Source organism: Delftia sp. (genome assembly GCF_059499305.1).
On record NZ_JCABYI010000030.1, the window covers coordinates 424,339 to 439,097 of the forward strand.

Genomic DNA, 14,759 nt, shown 5'->3' on the forward strand with positions numbered 1-14,759 from the left:
AATGAGAGGCGGCTCGCGCCGCGCAAACGACGATTTTAAGGCGCCGCCCGGCCCTGCGCCGTGGCGCGGGCCTGCGGCCCCACGGCAGACGCTTCACAGGGCGATCTGCATCAAAAAACGGAGCAGGCGACACATGCCGGCAAAGGCCGTGGCGCGCGAAGCCCTGAAAGCCCGCCTTGCACGACGCATCCGGATCATTTTTTGACAATTCACCGGGGCAGCGGCCGGTGGCCGTTCTCCCCGCCGCCATGCACGCCGCCTAGAATGGCCCATTGACCTTTTTTGTCGTGGACCAACACCGTTTCGGAGCCTGCCATGAACCTGATGAACATCATCACCAAGCAACTGATAGAGATCATCGAGTGGACCGATGACTCGCGCGACACGCTCTCCTACCGCTGGCCCGACGACGACAAGGAAATCAAGAACGGCGCCCAGCTCATCGTGCGCGAGTCGCAGCAGGTGCAGTTCGTCTCGGCCGGCCAGTACGCCGACCTGTTCAGCCCCGGCAAGCACACGCTGACCACGCAGAACATTCCCATCCTGTCCACCATCCAGGGCTGGAAGTACGGCTTCAACTCGCCGTTCAAGTGCGATGTCTACTTCATCAACACGCGGCTGTTCACGGGCAACAAGTGGGGCACCTCCAACCCCGTGATGGTGCGCGACCAGGACTTCGGCGCCGTGCGCCTGCGCGCCTTCGGCACCTATGACTTCCGCATCGTCGAGCCGGCCAAGTTCCTCAAGGAAGTGGCCGGCACGGACCAGAACTTCCGCATCGACGAGTTCGCCGACACCATGCGCTCGCGCATCATCAGCGTGTTCACCGAGTCGCTGGCCAAGGCCCGGGTGCCCGTGCTGGACGTGGCCCAGCGCTATGGCGAGCTGGGCGATGCGCTGCTGCCGCTGATCAACCCGGCCATGACGGACAAGTACGGCCTGGAGATCACCAGCTTCGTGCTGGAGAACGTGTCCGTGCCGCCCGAGGTGGAGCAGGCCATCGACAAGCGCTCCAGCATGACGGCCATCGGCAACCTCAACGACTACGTCAAATACCAGATGGGCCAGGCCATGACCACGGGCGGCGAAGGCGCTGCCGCAGCCACCCTGCCCGCCACCATGGCCATGGGCTTCGGCATGGCGCAGGAGATGATGAAGAGCATGCAAAACGGCGGCGGCGCCGGCGGCGCACCGGCCGGCCAGGCCTCCGACCCGTTCTCGCCTGCCGCCGCCCAGGCCGCCCAGGCGCCGGCAGCACCCGCCGCCGGTGGCCTGCAGGTGCTGACTCCGGCACAGGCGGCCCAGGTGCTGGGTGTCAGCGAGGCCGATGTGCTGGCCGAGATCCAGGCCGGCAACCTCAAGGCGCGCCAGATCGGCAGCCAGTGGCGCATTGCGCAAGCCGCACTCGATGAGTTCCTGCGCGGCTGACATTTCCGTGGTTTGACCCCTTGCGGCGCCAGGCCCTGCCTGGCGCCGCGTCCCGTTTTCCAGGACCGATGCCGTGAGCGCGCCCTCCTCCAGTTCCTCCAGCACCTCGACTTCCCCCGCCTCCGGTTCCTGGGAGGCCGCTGCCGCCGCGCCGGCCATGGTGCGCAAGCACCCCTGCCCCGAATGCGGCGCCAACCTCGAATGGAATGCCCAGGCCCAGGCGCTCAAGTGCCCGTACTGCGGCACCACGGTGCCCTGGAGCGAGGAAACGCGCGAGGAACTGGGCCGCGATGTGGTCGAGCAGGACCTGGCCGAGGCACTGCGCAACCCCAAGTCCGGCCGGGGCTGGGGCACGGAGGACCGCTACGAGGTCCAGTGCCAGAACTGCCGCGCGATCTCGGTCTTCGTGAACCGCACCGTGGCCCAGCGCTGCGACTTCTGCGGCTCGCCCTCCATCGTGGCCCACGAGGGCCAGGGCGATGCCATCACGCCGCAGAGCATCCTGCCCTTCAAGATCAGCGACGGCCAGATCCGCGACCGCATACGCCAGTGGTACGGCAGCCGCTGGTTCGCGCCCAACCGCCTGAAATCCGCCGCGCTGACCGACACGCTGCACGGCGTCTACCTGCCCTACTGGACCTTCGACGCCCACGCCAGCGCCGACTGGCAGGCCGAGGCGGGCTTCTACTACTACACCACCGAGTCCCACCGCGACAGCAACGGCAACGTGCAGACGCGCCAGGTGCGCCATGTGCGCTGGGAGCCGGCCTCGGGCAGCCTCGCCCATTTCTTCGACGACGAGCTGGTGCCCGGCACCGTGGGCGTGCACGCCAACCTGCTGCGCCAGGTGGAGCCCTTTCCCACCACCACCGACCTCAAGCCCTACACGCCCGAGTTCGTGCGCGGCTGGACGGTGGAGCGCTACCAGATCGACCTGGGCAAGGCCGCGCAGGTCAACGTGCAGGACATGGACGAGCAGCTGCGCGCCCTGTGCGCGCGCCAGGTGCCCGGCGACACCTACCGCAACCTGCAGATGCAGCGCGAGTACCAGGGCCGCACCTTCAAGCACATCCTCGTGCCGGTCTGGCTGGTGGGCTACACCTACGGCAGCAGGACCTTCCAGATCATCGCCAACGGCTACACGGGCCAGATCGCGGGCGAGCGCCCCTACAGCGCCCTCAAGATCACGCTGGCCGTGCTGGCCACGATCATGGTGCTGGCGCTGCTGTGGGTGATGTTCGGCAAGTAGGCCGGCTGCCGCTCACCACGCGCTCCAGACCTCTTCGGCAAGCCCGAAGGCAGTGCTCGCGCCGGAACCTCCGGTGACCGCCACCACGCGCGTGGCCTCGTCGGGCGCATGCACCACGCAGGGCGCGTCCTGCGCGCTCGGGTAGACGCCCACCCAGCGCTCCACCACCTGGGCATCGCGCAGGTGCAGGGCCTCGTTCATGTGGCGCAGCATCAGCCGGTCCACGGCTTCGCTGGCAAAGGGCTGGGGCGCTGCGCCGTAGTGGTGGGAGTCGCCCACCACCAGGCTGCCGTCGGCGCTTTGCACGGCGATCAGGTGGATGCCGTGGGCCAGGCTCTCGCCCTCCTCCCTCTCCAGTTCGGCGCGCAGCACGGCGGCTTCGGGCAGGGCGCTGTAGCCCTCGTATCTGACCATGCTCAGGTCCCCCATGACCGAGCCCTTGAGCCGAAAGCCCGGCTGCGGCCGCACGCGCAGCATCTGCAGCTGGCACAGCTGGATGCGGTGCGGCGTCCACAGGCCGGCGAACAGGCCGCCCGGGTCGGCGTTGTTGCAGACCACCACGCGTTCGCCGTGGTAGCTGGCGCGCGTGCTGCGCACCCGGGGCGCGACCACGTCGAGCACGGCCTCGCCGAAGCGGAAATCCACGCCCATGGCCCGCTCCAGCCACTGCGCCAACCTGGCAATGGCCGTGCGCGACTCCACGCGCAGCTCATGCGGGCTGTAGAGCACGGCGCTGAGGTCTTCGGTGCGCAGTGCCGGGTGGCGTTCGGCGGCCTGGGCCGGCGTGAGCAGCTCGCAGCGCTCGCCCATGGAGGTGCTCAGAAAGGCGTGGAGCACGGCCTCGGCGCTGGCCCGGCGCGCCGTCAGCCACAGGCCGCGGTGCACGACCTCGATGCCGGCCTGCGGCGCGATCTCGGCCCAGGTGTCGCGCGAACGCATGGCCCGCTGCCAGTGGGCGCCCGCCTGCTGCCCCGTGACAGTGACAAAGCCGAAATTGCGGATGGAGGCGGAGATGCAGGCCGCATCGCGCTCGATGACGAGCACGCTGCGGCCACGGCGCGCAGCCGCATAGGCGTGGGCCAGGCCGACAATGCCGGCCCCCACCACGATCAGGTCGTAGTTCTTCATGGGAGAAAACAGAGGAGAGGGAAAGGAAAAAAGTCAGCGCTGGCGCCAGCGCTGCGTGCGCCGCTGCACCCAGGCATCCAGCGCCGCGATCAGCAGCCGGCCCGCAGCGGCCGTGGCAAAGATCAGCGTGGCCATGGCGGCGGCCGGCGCGGTGTCGCCCGCGTCGTCCATGGCCAGCACGGCCACCGAGGCCAGCGTGGTCTCGGGCGAGTACAGGAACACCACGGCCGACACCGTGGTCATGGCGTTGACGAAGAAATAGCCGGCCACCTGCATGACCACGGGCAGGCATACCGGCAGGTGCACGCGCCACAGCAGCGTCCAGAAGGCCACGCCCATGGAATCGGCCACGCGCTCGTACTCGGCATCGAGCTGCTGCAGCGCGGCCAGTTGCGTGATGTGCGCCACCGAGAAGAAATGCGCCACCGAACACAGCACCAGGATGGCCATGCTGCCGTACAGGAAGTGCAGCGGATTGCCCTGGGCATTGAAGAACAGGATGTAGCCCAGGCCCAGCGCCAGCCCCGGCACGGCCATGGGCAGCGTGGCCACGGCATGCAGCCACTGGCGCGTGCGCGCCCAGCGCACGGGCTTGGCCACCAGGTAGGCGGTCACAAAGCTCAGCACCGCGCCCAGCACGGCCGTGGCCAGCGCCATGGACAGCGAGTTGCCATAGCTGGCCCAGCCGCCGCCGTCCATCATGTCGAAGCGGTAGTTCTTGAATGTCAGCGTGAGGTTGTACGGCCAGTAGCTGACCAGGGAGGCCAGCACGGCCGTGCCCATGACGGCCAGCAGCGCCAGCGCCACCAGCGCGCAGTAGGCGAACAGCGCGCGGTCCAGCGGCGCATGGGGCTGGGGCACCAGCGGCACGGAGCGCACGCCCATGGTGGCCGCCTGGCGCGCGCGCAGATGGCGCTCGGCCGCAAAGGCCAGGCCGGCCGGCACCAGCAGCAGCATGGCCACCACCGCACCCATGGACAGGTTTTGCTGGCCGATGACCTGCTTGTAGATGTCGGTGGCCAGCATGGCCGTGTTGCCGCCAATGACCTTGGGCACGCCGAAGTCGGTCACCACGAGCACGAAAACCACGATCCACGAAATCATCAGCCCGTAGCGGCTGGCCGGCAGCGTGACCTGGCGGAAGCTGCGCCAGCGGCTGGCGCCCAGCGTGGCGGCCGCCTCGTACAGGCGCGCATCGCCCGAGGCCAGCGTGGTGCACAGGATCATCAGCGCATGCGGAAAGGTCCAGAGCACCGAGCCCACGATGATGCCGAAGGGCCCGTAGGCCGAGCCCCCCTGCAGCCAGCCCTTGAGCAGGCCCTGGCTGCCGAACAGGTAGATCAGGCTGATGGCCATGAGCAGCGAGGGCGCCAGCAGCGGCACCAGGGCCAGCGCGCGGAACCAGCGCGCCAGCGGCATGCAGCTGCGCACCACGCCATAGGCGTAGGCATAGGCCAGCAGCACGCAGACCGTGCTGCTCACGGCCGACAGCCACAGGCTGTTGAACAGCGATTGCGTCACGCCCGGCATGCGCGCATAGGTGATGAACTGGGCCAGGCCCGTGAAGCGGCCCGTGTCGTCCCAGAAACTCCTGCCCAGCAGGCTGGCCACCGGCAGGGCGATGGTGGCCAGCAGCCAGGCCAGTGCGCCCAGCACCAGGGCGCCCAGCCACCAGCGCTCCCAGCCTGCGCTGCGCCCCTGCGGACGCACGGGCCCTGCAGGCGCGCTGCGGCGGGCGCAAGCGAAGCGGTCCACCGGCACCGGCACGGAAACGGCCGTGTCCATGGGATGCGCGCTCATGCGGCCTTCCTCGCGTCGGGCGCCGCCAACGGCTGCAGCGCAGCGGCGGGCAGCTCCATCAGCACCTCGCCCTGCAGCCAGTCGGGCAGGCCCACGTCGTGGCGCAGGGGCCACTGGGCGTCAACCTGGCATTGCAGCGTGGGGCTGTACAGGCGCACCAGGGCCATCGATCCGAGGAAGGAGGTCTCCACCACGCGGGCGCGCAACAGGTTGGGCAACGCCGTGGGCTGGGCCGGGTGCAGCACCACGCTTTCCGGACGCACGCCGACCAGCAGCGCGTCGCCACGCTCGAAGCCGGCCAGCGCACAGCGCAGGCTGGCTTCGCCGATGCGCACCTGGTCCGCCCCCTCGGCCGTGGCCGGCAGCAGGTTCATGCGGCCCACGAAACCGGCCGCGAACTGGCTCACGGGCTGGGCATAGAGCTGCTCGGGCGAACCCTGCTGCTCGATGCGGCCCTGGTGCATGAGCACCACGCGGTCGGCCATGGACAAGGCCTCTTCCTGGTCGTGCGTGACCATGATGGAGGCGATGCCCAACTGGCGCTGCAGCTGGCGGATCTCGCTGCGCAGCTCGGTGCGCACCTGGGCATCGAGCGCGGACAGCGGCTCGTCGAGCAGCAGCAGGCGCGGCCGGGGCGCCAGCGCGCGGGCCAGTGCCACGCGCTGCTGCTGGCCGCCCGACAGCTGGGCCGGGTAGCGCTGGGCCTGCGCGCCCAGACCCACCAGGGACAGCATCTCGGCCACGCGCTCGCGCGCCTGCGCCGCAGGCTGCCCGTTCAGCCCGAAGGCCACGTTCTGCGCGGCCGTGAGATTGGGAAACAGCGCATAGCTCTGGAACACCACGCCGAAGCCACGGCGTGCGGCCGGCCAGCGCGTGATGTCATCGCCCTGGAACAGCACCCTGCCCTCGTCAGGCATGTCGATGCCGCAGACGATGCGCAGCAGCGTGGTCTTGCCGCAGCCCGAAGGGCCGAGCAGGCTGACGAACTCGCCCGCCTCCACGTTCAGGTCAATGCCGCGCAGCACCTGCTGCTCGCGGTAGCGCTTGGCGATATGGTCTATGCGCAGCATGGCGTGGCTCCGGCTTACTTTTTCTCTGCCTTGGCTTCGTAGCGGCGGCTCCACTCGGCCAGGATGCGCTCGCGGTTGGCCGCGGCCCAATCGAAGTCGTTCTTCGCCAGCCGCTTTTCGAGATCGGCAGGAATGAACTCCAGCTTTTCCTGCGCCTCGGGCAAGGCCAGCACGGCGAAGTTGGCGGCGTAGAGCTTGTTGGCCTCGGGCGTGACGGCCCAGTCGGCCAGGGCCTTGGCGGCTTCCTGCTTCTTGCTGGTCTTGAGGATGGCCGTGGCCTCCACATCCCAGCCCAGGCCTTCCCGAGGGAAAACGATGTCGATGGGCGCACCGTCCTTCTTGGTCTTGCTGGCGCGGTACTCGAAGCTCAGGCCCACGGGAAACTCGCCGGCCCCCGCCTGGCGGCAGGGCTTGGAGCCGCTGTGCGTGTACACGCCCATGTTCTGGTGCAGGGCGTCCATGTAGGCCCAGCCCTTGTCCTCGCCCATGATCTGCAGCCAGGCCGCGACCATCAGGTAGCCCGTGCCGCTGGAGGCCGGGTGGGGCATGGTGATCGTGCCCTTGAACTCGGGCCTGACCAGGTCGGCCCAGCTGGCGGGCACCGGCAGCTTGCGCTTGCCGGCCTCCACGGTGTTGAAGCAGATGGCCGAGGACCACAGGTCCATGCCCACCCAGGTCGGCTGGGCGCGCGGATCGCGCATGTTGGCGCGCACCTTGTCCAGGCCCTTGGGCGCGTAGGGCTGGAGCATGCCCTGCTTGTCCAGCAGCATCAGCGAGGTGGCGGCCACGCCCCAGATCACGTCGGCCTGGGGATTGGCCTTTTCGGCCAGCAGGCGGGCCGTGATGATGCCCGTGCTGTCACGCACGAACTTGAGTTCGATCTCGGGATGGGCCTTCTCGAAGCCGCTCTTGTAGGCCTTGATCTGGTCAGCCTCCAGGGCGCTGTAGACCAGCAGCTCGGTCTTGGCCGCGTGGGCAAGGGTGGCGAAGGAGACGACGGTCAGCGCCGCAGAGGCAATGGCGAGGCGGCGGCCCAGGGAGGCAAGGGTGTGGCGCATGGCGTGGCAGTTCCGTTGTGGGTTCGTGGACAGGTGGCAGGTTCACCACCTCTGACACCCACTTTAGGAAGCGCAGGTGAAACGCCCGTGTCACACAACGGAAATTTGGCGAAGCGGGTATTGGCGGATTTGGGTGCCCTCCGCCCCTCGGCGCCCCCTCGCCCCGCTACCGCCTTCTTCAGCGGCGCGGCTTTACCCTGCCCGGGCGCTCAGCCTGGGCCGTCTGCGGCTGCAGCGCATCCAGCAGCCGGTCCTGCAGGCGCGCGCGGTGGGCAAGGTTCTCATCCAGCCGCGCGGCCAGCGCGTCGATGTGCTCGCGCATCAGTTGCTCGGCGCGCGCCATGTCGCCGGCCGCCAGCGCATCGACGATGGCCTCGTGGTCGGCATTGGAGTGCTGGGCCTCGGTCTGCGACTGGTACAGCGCAGACACCAGGGTGGTGCGCGCCGACAGGTCGGCCATCATGGCCGTGAGAAAGCGGTTGCCCAGTTGCTCGGCCAGGCAGACGTGGAAGTCGGCCAGCAGCACGCTGCGCTGGCCGGCGTTGTCGGCCTCGGCGATGGCGCCGCGCTCCTGGGCCACATGCTCGCGCAGCGTGCGTATGGCCGCCTGCAGCGGCCGGCCCGCGTCGCGCAGCATGCCGGACTCCAGCACGCGGCGCGCGGCATAGGTTTCCTGGGCTTCCTCGAACGAGGGCTCGACCACGTACCAACCCTGGCGCGAGCGCACCTCGACGAAGCCGCGCGCCTGCAGCTGCATCAGCGCCTCGCGCACCATGGTGCGGCTCACGCCGAAGACCTCCGCCAGTTCTTTTTCGCCCAGGCGTTCGCCAGGGCGCAGCTTGCGCTCGACGATGGAGCGCATCACGCGCTCGGCAATCAAGGCCGGCCCGGTGGCCGGCGCATCCTGCGGCTCGGACATGGCGGCCTCCTCAGGCCACGGCCGGAATGCGGCGCGGGCGCAGCGTGGCCATCACCCAGTACACGCCGCCGCCGATCAGCACGCCGAAGAACCAGCCGTAGGTGCCCCACCAGACCGGCAGCAGGCTGGTGAAGTTCGGCAGGATGGTGGAGAACACGCTGCCGATGCCGGTGGCGATGAGCGCGTTGACATTCCAGCCGCCCTCGTAGCGGTACTCGCCATGCTCGTCATACAGCGCCGCCACGTTGATGTTGCCCTTGGCCACCAGGTAATAGTCCACCAGGATGATGCCCAGCAGCGGCCCCATGGTGGCGCCGATGGCGTTCACGAAGTGGGCAGCGCCGCCCTCCCATGGTGCAAAGGGGTAGAGAGCCAGGGCGATCAGTGCGGCGATGTATCCGCCGCGCTTGAAGTCGATGCGCTTGGGAAACACGTTGGAAATATCGAAGGCCGCCGAGACGAAGTTGGCCACCACGTTGATGCCCAGCGTGGCCACGGCAAAGGTGACGGCGGCCAGCAGGGCCAGCACCCAGCTGTCGAACTTGGCCGAGATCTGCTCGGGGTGCAGCAGCACCTCGCCATAGACCTTGAAGGCCGCAATCGTGGTGATGCCGGCCACCAGCGAGAACGCGATCAGGTTCACGGGCAGGCCCCAGAGGTTGCCCTTGGCGACCGCTTCCTTGTTCTTCGCATAGCGCGAGAAATCGCAGAAGTTCAGGTACAGCGCCGCAAAGTAGGTGATCCAGGTCGCGCCCACGGCCATCAGCGCCCAGAAGCTGCCCGGCGCGCCGCTCACCCCCGCATCCTTGGTCTTGTCCAGCAGCACATCCATGGGAATGCCGTGGTCGAAGCTGAAGCCGCCGGCCTTCACGCACAGGCCGATGGCCAGCACCAGCATGGCGATCCACACGGCAGGCCCGGCCCAGTCCTGGAATCGCCGCACGGTCTCCATGCCCCTTTGGATGATCAGCAGCTGCAAGGCCCAGATGACCACGTAGCAGATCACCTCCAGACCCGAATGGCCCAGCCAGTGCGTGGTCTGGTGGAAGGACAGCAACGCCTCATTGCGCACCAGCAGCGCCACCATGGCGCCCGAGGCCGCCGCCGTCTGCGCCCCGTACCAGAAACAGGCCACGATGGCTCGCACCAGGGCAGCCAGATTCGCGCCCCATACCCCGAAGGACGCACGCGCCAGCACCGGATAGGGCACGCCGGTCTTCTCGCCCGCATAGCCCACCAGGTTCATCAAGAAGAAGATGACCAGGGAGCTGATGCCGATGGCGATCAGAAAATTGACGAAGCTGCCGCACAGCAGAAACAGGCTGGCCGCTAGGTAGTAGCCCCAGAGGCTGTGCACGTCCGAAGTCCAGACGTTGAAAATGCTGAAGGCGCCCCAGCGGCGGTCCTTGGTGGGCGCCAGGTCTTCGTTGTAAAGACCCGGCGAGGGATTGCGAATATCCATTGCTGCGCTCCTTGATCACGAGCAATCACTGACACAAGACCAGCCGAGACCCATGAATCAGCTGGCACACAAACTGGCACGCAAACTGGTATGCAAGAAGTGTGCCTTCAGGCGCAGGAGTTGTTTCCAGGGACATACCCGGCCACGCCGGCCCTGCGCATCACGGCGCCATGTTGAAATGGCGCCAGGCATTCCTGACCCCAACACCCCGCCATGTTCGTCACGCAGCTCAAGTCCTTCTTCTGGGTGGCCCGCCTGGGCAGCATCACGCAGGCGGCACGCCAGCTTTCGCTGAGCCAGCCCACCGTGACCACCCAGATCCGCGCACTGGAAGAGCACTATGGCGTGGAGCTGTTCCATCGCCAGGGCGGGCGCCTGTCCATCACCGATGCCGGGCTGCGCCTGCTGCCCCAGGTCGAGCAATTGCTGCTGCAGACCATCCAGCTGGAGTCGGCGCTGCGCCATTCGGGCGATGCCAGCCAGGGCCAGCTGCGCATCGGTGCGACGGCGCCCTACTACGTGCTGGACATCGTCAAGCGCTACCAGCGGCGCTTCGAGCGGGTGGAAGTCGCCATCGTGGGCGGCAACTCGCGCCAGATGGTGCAGGCGCTGGTGGACTACCAGGTGGACCTGGCGACCTCATCGCACCTGGAAGGTGATCCGCGCCTGCTGCGCGTGGAACTGGGCCAGGACCCGCTGGCCCTGCTGGTGCACCGCAGCCACCGGCTGGCGCAGCGCACCATGGTGCAGGCGTCCGATCTGGTGCAAGACACGCTGATCCTGCGCGAGCGCGGCTCCATGACGCGCCAGCTCACCGAACAGATGCTGGCCGCCGCCGGCCTGGCACCGCGCCACATCATGGAAATCGCCAGCCGCGAAGCCATCCGCGAGGCCGTGATCCGCGACATGGGCATCAGCGTCTTCGCCCGGCATGAAGCCTCGGCCCACCCCGACATCGTCGTCCTGCCCTTCGCAGGCCCCGTGCCGCGCCTGCCCGAATACCTGTACTGCCTGCGCGAACGCCGCCAGGCCCGGCTGATCGCCGGCTTTCTGGAGGAGGCCGTGCCGGGCGGGGTGCTGCCGGACCAGATGTGAACTGGCTCAGGCCAGCTCGGCATCCGCCAGCAGCGGCTGCTTGAGATCCTTGTCCGACAGCGACAGCTCCACATTGAGCTGCGGCCACTGCACGCCGATGGCCGGGTCGTCCCAGGCAATGCCGCGATCGGCCTGGGGCGCGTAGAAGGCCGTGGCCTTGTAGAGGAAGTCGGCGCTGTCGCTGAGCACCATGAAGCCGTGGGCAAAGCCTGGGGGCACCCACAGCTGGCGGTGGTTGTCTTCCGTCAGCTCGGCGCCCACCCATTGGCCGAAGGTGGACGAGCCCTTGCGGATGTCCACGGCCACATCGAACACGGCGCCGCGCACCACGCGCACCAGCTTGCCCTGGGCATGGGGAGGCAGCTGGTAGTGCAGGCCGCGCAGCACGCCCTTCTTGCTGCGGCTGTGGTTGTCCTGCACGAACTGGTGGTCCGTGCCCGTGGCCTGGTTGAAGGCCTGCTGGTTGAAGCTTTCGAGGAAGAAGCCGCGATCGTCACCAAAGACCTTGGGCTCGATCAGCATCACCTCGGGAATGGCCAGGGGGGTTGCCTTCATGCGTGCACCTTTTCCTTGAGGATCTGCAGCAGGTACTGGCCATAGCCGTTCTTGGCCAGCGCCTGGCCCAGCGTCTCGAGCTGGGCACGGTCTATCCAGCCCTGGCGGAAGGCGATCTCCTCGGGGCATGACACCTTCAGGCCCTGGCGCTGCTGCAGCGTGGCGATGAACTGGCCGGCCTCCAGCAGGCTGTCGTGCGTGCCCGTGTCCAGCCAGGCATAGCCACGGCCCATGAGCTCCACATTGAGCTGGCCCTTGTCCAGGTACAGGCGGTTGAGGTCGGTGATTTCCAGCTCGCCGCGCGCCGACGGCTTGATGGACTTGGCCAGCTCCACCACCTGGCTGTCGTAGAAATACAGGCCCGTGACCGCGTAGTTGCTCCTGGGCTGCCTGGGTTTTTCCTCCAGGGAAAGCACGCGGCCCTGGGCGTCGAACTCGGCCACGCCATAGCGCTCGGGGTCCTGCACGTGGTAGGCAAACACCGTGGCGCCCTCGCTGCGCGCGTCAGCGCGTTCGAGCAGACGGGGGAAGTCGTGTCCGTAGTAGATGTTGTCACCCAGCACCAGGGCGCTGGGGGCGCCGGCCAGGAAGTCCTCGCCGATCAAAAAGGCCTGGGCCAGTCCATCCGGGCTGGGCTGGACGGCGTACTCCAGCTTCAGGCCCCACTGCGAGCCGTCGCCCAGCAATTGCTCGAAGCGCGGCGTGTCCTGCGGGGTGCTGATCACGAGGATCTCGCGGATGCCCGCGAGCATGAGAGCGCTCAGCGGGTAGTAGATCATGGGCTTGTCGTAGACCGGCAGCAGCTGCTTGCTGATGGCCAGCGTGGCCGGGTGCAGGCGGGTGCCGGAGCCGCCAGCGAGGATGATGCCTTTGCGTTGCGCGTTCATGGGGTGGGTCCTGTCGTTCGTACTGAGTAGCGAGACCGCGCTCAGATGATTTCCTGCAGCATGCGGTCCACGCCGGCCTGCCAGTGCGGCAGGCGCAGGCCGAAGGTCTGCTGCAGCCGCTCGGTGTTCAGGCGGGAATTGTGCGGACGCTGCGCCGGGGTCGGAAAGGCGCTGGTGGGCACGGCAGCTATGCGCTGCACCTTCCAGGGCCGGTCGGGCGCGAGTTCGCGGGCGCGGGCGATCACATGGCTGGCGTAGGCATGCCAGGTGGTCTCGCCACCGGCCACCAGATGGTGCAGACCTTCGCCGCCGGACTGGCGCCGCACCTGGCGGATGGCATGGGCCGTCACGTCGGCGATCAGGTCTGCCCCCGTCGGCGCGCCCCATTGGTCGTCGATCACGCTCAGCACCTCGCGCTCCTGGGCCAGGCGCAGCATGGTCTTGGCGAAGTTGCCGCCGCGCGCCGCATAGACCCAGCTGGTGCGAAAGATCAGGTGGCGGCAGCCCGAAGCCTGGATCAGCTGCTCGCCTTCGAGCTTGCTGCCGCCATAGACGGACAGCGGCGCCGTGGCCTCGGTCTCCGTGCGCGCAGCGCTGCCGCTGCCATCGAAGACGTAGTCCGTGCTGTAGTGCACCAGCAGCGCGCCGGTCTGCGCCGCCTCGCGGGCCAGCACCTGGGGAGCCAGCGCATTGAGCAGCCGCGCCTGTTCCGGCTCGCTTTCGGCCTTGTCCACGGCCGTGTGGGCGGCGGCATTGACGATGACATCGGGACGCAGAGCGCGCACGGTCCGTGCGAGTTCATCGAGGCGAGAGAGATCGCCGCACAGGCCCTGGCCACCGGCGTCGCCCTGGCGCTCCAGCGCGACCAACTCGCCCAGCGGCGCCAGGCTGCGCTGCAGCTCCCAGCCCACCTGTCCATTGCGGCCCAGCAGCAGCAGCTTCATGCGCCGGCTCCCTCCGTGTACTGGCGGCTGACCCATTCGCGGTAGGCGCCGGACTGCACATCGGCCACCCACTCGGGATTGTCCAGGTACCACTGCACGGTCTTGCGGATGCCGGTCTCGAAGGTCTCCGCGGGCTTCCAGCCCAGTTCGCGCTCGAGCTTGCGCGCGTCGATGGCATAGCGCCGGTCGTGACCGGGGCGGTCCTTCACATAGGTGATCTGGGCAGCGTAGCTGGTGCCATCGGCCTTGGGGCGCAGCTCGTCGAGCAGCGCGCAGACGGTGTTCACGATCTCGACGTTGGGCTTTTCGTTCCAGCCGCCCACGTTGTAGGTCTCGCCCAGCTTGCCGGCCTCCAGCACGCGGCGGATGGCGCTGCAATGGTCGCGCACATAGAGCCAGTCGCGCACCTGCATGCCATCGCCATAGATGGGCAAAGGCTTGCCGGCCAGGGCGTTGACGATCATCAGGGGGATCAGCTTCTCGGGGAAATGCAGCGGGCCGTAGTTGTTGCTGCAGTTGGTGGTCAGCACGGGCAGGCCGTAGGTGTGATGCCAGGCGCGCACCAGGTGGTCGCTGGCGGCCTTGCTGGCCGAGTACGGGCTGTTGGGCTCGTAGTTATGGTCTTCGGTGAAGGCCGGTGCCGCTGGCGCCAGGCTGCCATAGACCTCGTCGGTGGAGACATGCAGGAAGCGGAAGGCCGCCCTGGCCTCGGCATCCAGCGCACTCCAGTAGCCGCGCACGGCCTCGAGCAGGCGGAAGGTGCCGACCACGTTGGTCTGGATGAAGTCCTCGGGGCCGTGGATGGAACGGTCCACATGGCTTTCGGCCGCAAAGTTGACCACGGCGCGCGGCTGGTGCTCGGCCAGCAGGCGGGCCAGGACTTCGCCATCGCCGATGTCGGCCTGCACGAAGACATGGCGCGCATCGCCCTGCAGGCTCTCCAGGCTCTTGAGGTTGCCCGCGTAGGTGAGCTTGTCCACGTTGAGCACCGGCTCATCGCCGGCAGCCAGCCAGTCCAGCACGAAATTGGCGCCGATGAAGCCGGCGCCGCCTGTGACAAGAATCATGGTTCAACCTTGCAAAATTTCATTGTTCTTGGTTCGGGGTTCAGGCAGCAGCCTGCAGTGCTGCCTCCCGCGCGACCTGGGCATTGTCGGCGTTCAC

At 68.0% G+C, this 14,759-nt stretch carries 13 protein-coding genes; 3 read left to right on the plus strand and 10 right to left on the minus strand.

What is annotated here, in order from left to right; translation table 11 throughout:
- Positions 1-315: 315 nt before the first annotated feature.
- Positions 316-1,428 (plus strand): SPFH and helix-turn-helix domain-containing protein, encoded by a 1,113-nt coding sequence (locus AC5I49_RS18545; RefSeq protein WP_034365129.1) that lies wholly within the window; start codon positions 316-318, stop codon positions 1,426-1,428.
- Positions 1,429-1,501: 73 nt separating this feature from the next.
- Positions 1,502-2,677 carry a TFIIB-type zinc ribbon-containing protein gene (locus AC5I49_RS18550; RefSeq protein WP_495789709.1) on the plus strand — a complete coding sequence of 392 codons (1,176 nt, stop codon included), beginning with the start codon at positions 1,502-1,504 and terminating at the stop codon, positions 2,675-2,677.
- Positions 2,678-2,689: 12 nt separating this feature from the next.
- Here the strand turns inward: AC5I49_RS18550 and AC5I49_RS18555 are convergent, their stop codons facing one another.
- The 6 genes from AC5I49_RS18555 to AC5I49_RS18580 form a co-directional block, all read right to left on the minus strand.
- The gene (locus AC5I49_RS18555; RefSeq protein WP_495789710.1) at positions 2,690-3,805 is read right to left on the minus strand and encodes a TIGR03364 family FAD-dependent oxidoreductase; all 1,116 of its coding nucleotides are present in this window, start codon (positions 3,803-3,805) and stop codon (positions 2,690-2,692) included.
- Between the two features lie 33 nt (positions 3,806-3,838).
- The gene (locus AC5I49_RS18560) at positions 3,839-5,605 is read right to left on the minus strand and encodes a putative 2-aminoethylphosphonate ABC transporter permease subunit (protein WP_313282855.1); all 1,767 of its coding nucleotides are present in this window, start codon (positions 5,603-5,605) and stop codon (positions 3,839-3,841) included.
- Positions 5,602-6,675, minus strand: a complete 1,074-nt coding sequence (locus AC5I49_RS18565; protein WP_016446482.1) for an ABC transporter ATP-binding protein — start codon at positions 6,673-6,675, stop codon at positions 5,602-5,604. The genes AC5I49_RS18560 and AC5I49_RS18565 overlap by 4 nt, the downstream gene beginning before the upstream one ends.
- Before the next feature lie 14 nt (positions 6,676-6,689).
- Positions 6,690-7,733: a putative 2-aminoethylphosphonate ABC transporter substrate-binding protein gene (locus AC5I49_RS18570; RefSeq protein WP_495789711.1), complete on the minus strand. Its 1,044-nt coding sequence runs from the start codon at positions 7,731-7,733 to the stop codon at positions 6,690-6,692.
- 178 nt (positions 7,734-7,911) lie between these two features.
- Positions 7,912-8,652 carry a GntR family transcriptional regulator gene (locus AC5I49_RS18575; RefSeq protein ID WP_310035903.1) on the minus strand — a complete coding sequence of 247 codons (741 nt, stop codon included), beginning with the start codon at positions 8,650-8,652 and terminating at the stop codon, positions 7,912-7,914.
- A 10-nt stretch (positions 8,653-8,662) separates the two neighbouring features.
- Positions 8,663-10,114, minus strand: coding sequence for an NCS1 family nucleobase:cation symporter-1 (locus tag AC5I49_RS18580; RefSeq protein ID WP_203399997.1), 1,452 nt, complete (start codon positions 10,112-10,114; stop codon positions 8,663-8,665).
- Positions 10,115-10,327: 213 nt separating this feature from the next.
- Here AC5I49_RS18580 and AC5I49_RS18585 point away from each other — a divergent pair, with 213 nt between their 5' ends.
- A complete protein-coding gene (locus AC5I49_RS18585) occupies positions 10,328-11,209 on the plus strand; it encodes a LysR substrate-binding domain-containing protein (RefSeq protein ID WP_017407333.1) in 882 nt (293 codons plus the stop codon).
- Positions 11,210-11,215: 6 nt separating this feature from the next.
- Here the strand turns inward: AC5I49_RS18585 and rfbC are convergent, their stop codons facing one another.
- The 4 genes from rfbC to rfbB are packed head-to-tail and all read right to left on the minus strand — an operon-like array spanning position 11,216 to position 14,662.
- Positions 11,216-11,764, minus strand: coding sequence for a dTDP-4-dehydrorhamnose 3,5-epimerase (gene rfbC, locus AC5I49_RS18590; protein WP_034365106.1), 549 nt, complete (start codon positions 11,762-11,764; stop codon positions 11,216-11,218).
- Complete coding sequence (gene rfbA, locus AC5I49_RS18595; RefSeq protein ID WP_392450348.1) at positions 11,761-12,651, minus strand: glucose-1-phosphate thymidylyltransferase RfbA; 891 nt, start codon at positions 12,649-12,651, stop codon at positions 11,761-11,763. The genes rfbC and rfbA overlap by 4 nt, the downstream gene beginning before the upstream one ends.
- Positions 12,652-12,692: 41 nt before the next feature.
- The gene (gene rfbD / locus AC5I49_RS18600; RefSeq protein ID WP_074920541.1) at positions 12,693-13,595 is read right to left on the minus strand and encodes a dTDP-4-dehydrorhamnose reductase; all 903 of its coding nucleotides are present in this window, start codon (positions 13,593-13,595) and stop codon (positions 12,693-12,695) included.
- A complete protein-coding gene (rfbB, locus tag AC5I49_RS18605; protein ID WP_016446490.1) occupies positions 13,592-14,662 on the minus strand; it encodes a dTDP-glucose 4,6-dehydratase in 1,071 nt (356 codons plus the stop codon). The genes rfbD and rfbB overlap by 4 nt, the downstream gene beginning before the upstream one ends.
- Positions 14,663-14,759: the final 97 nt, after the last annotated feature.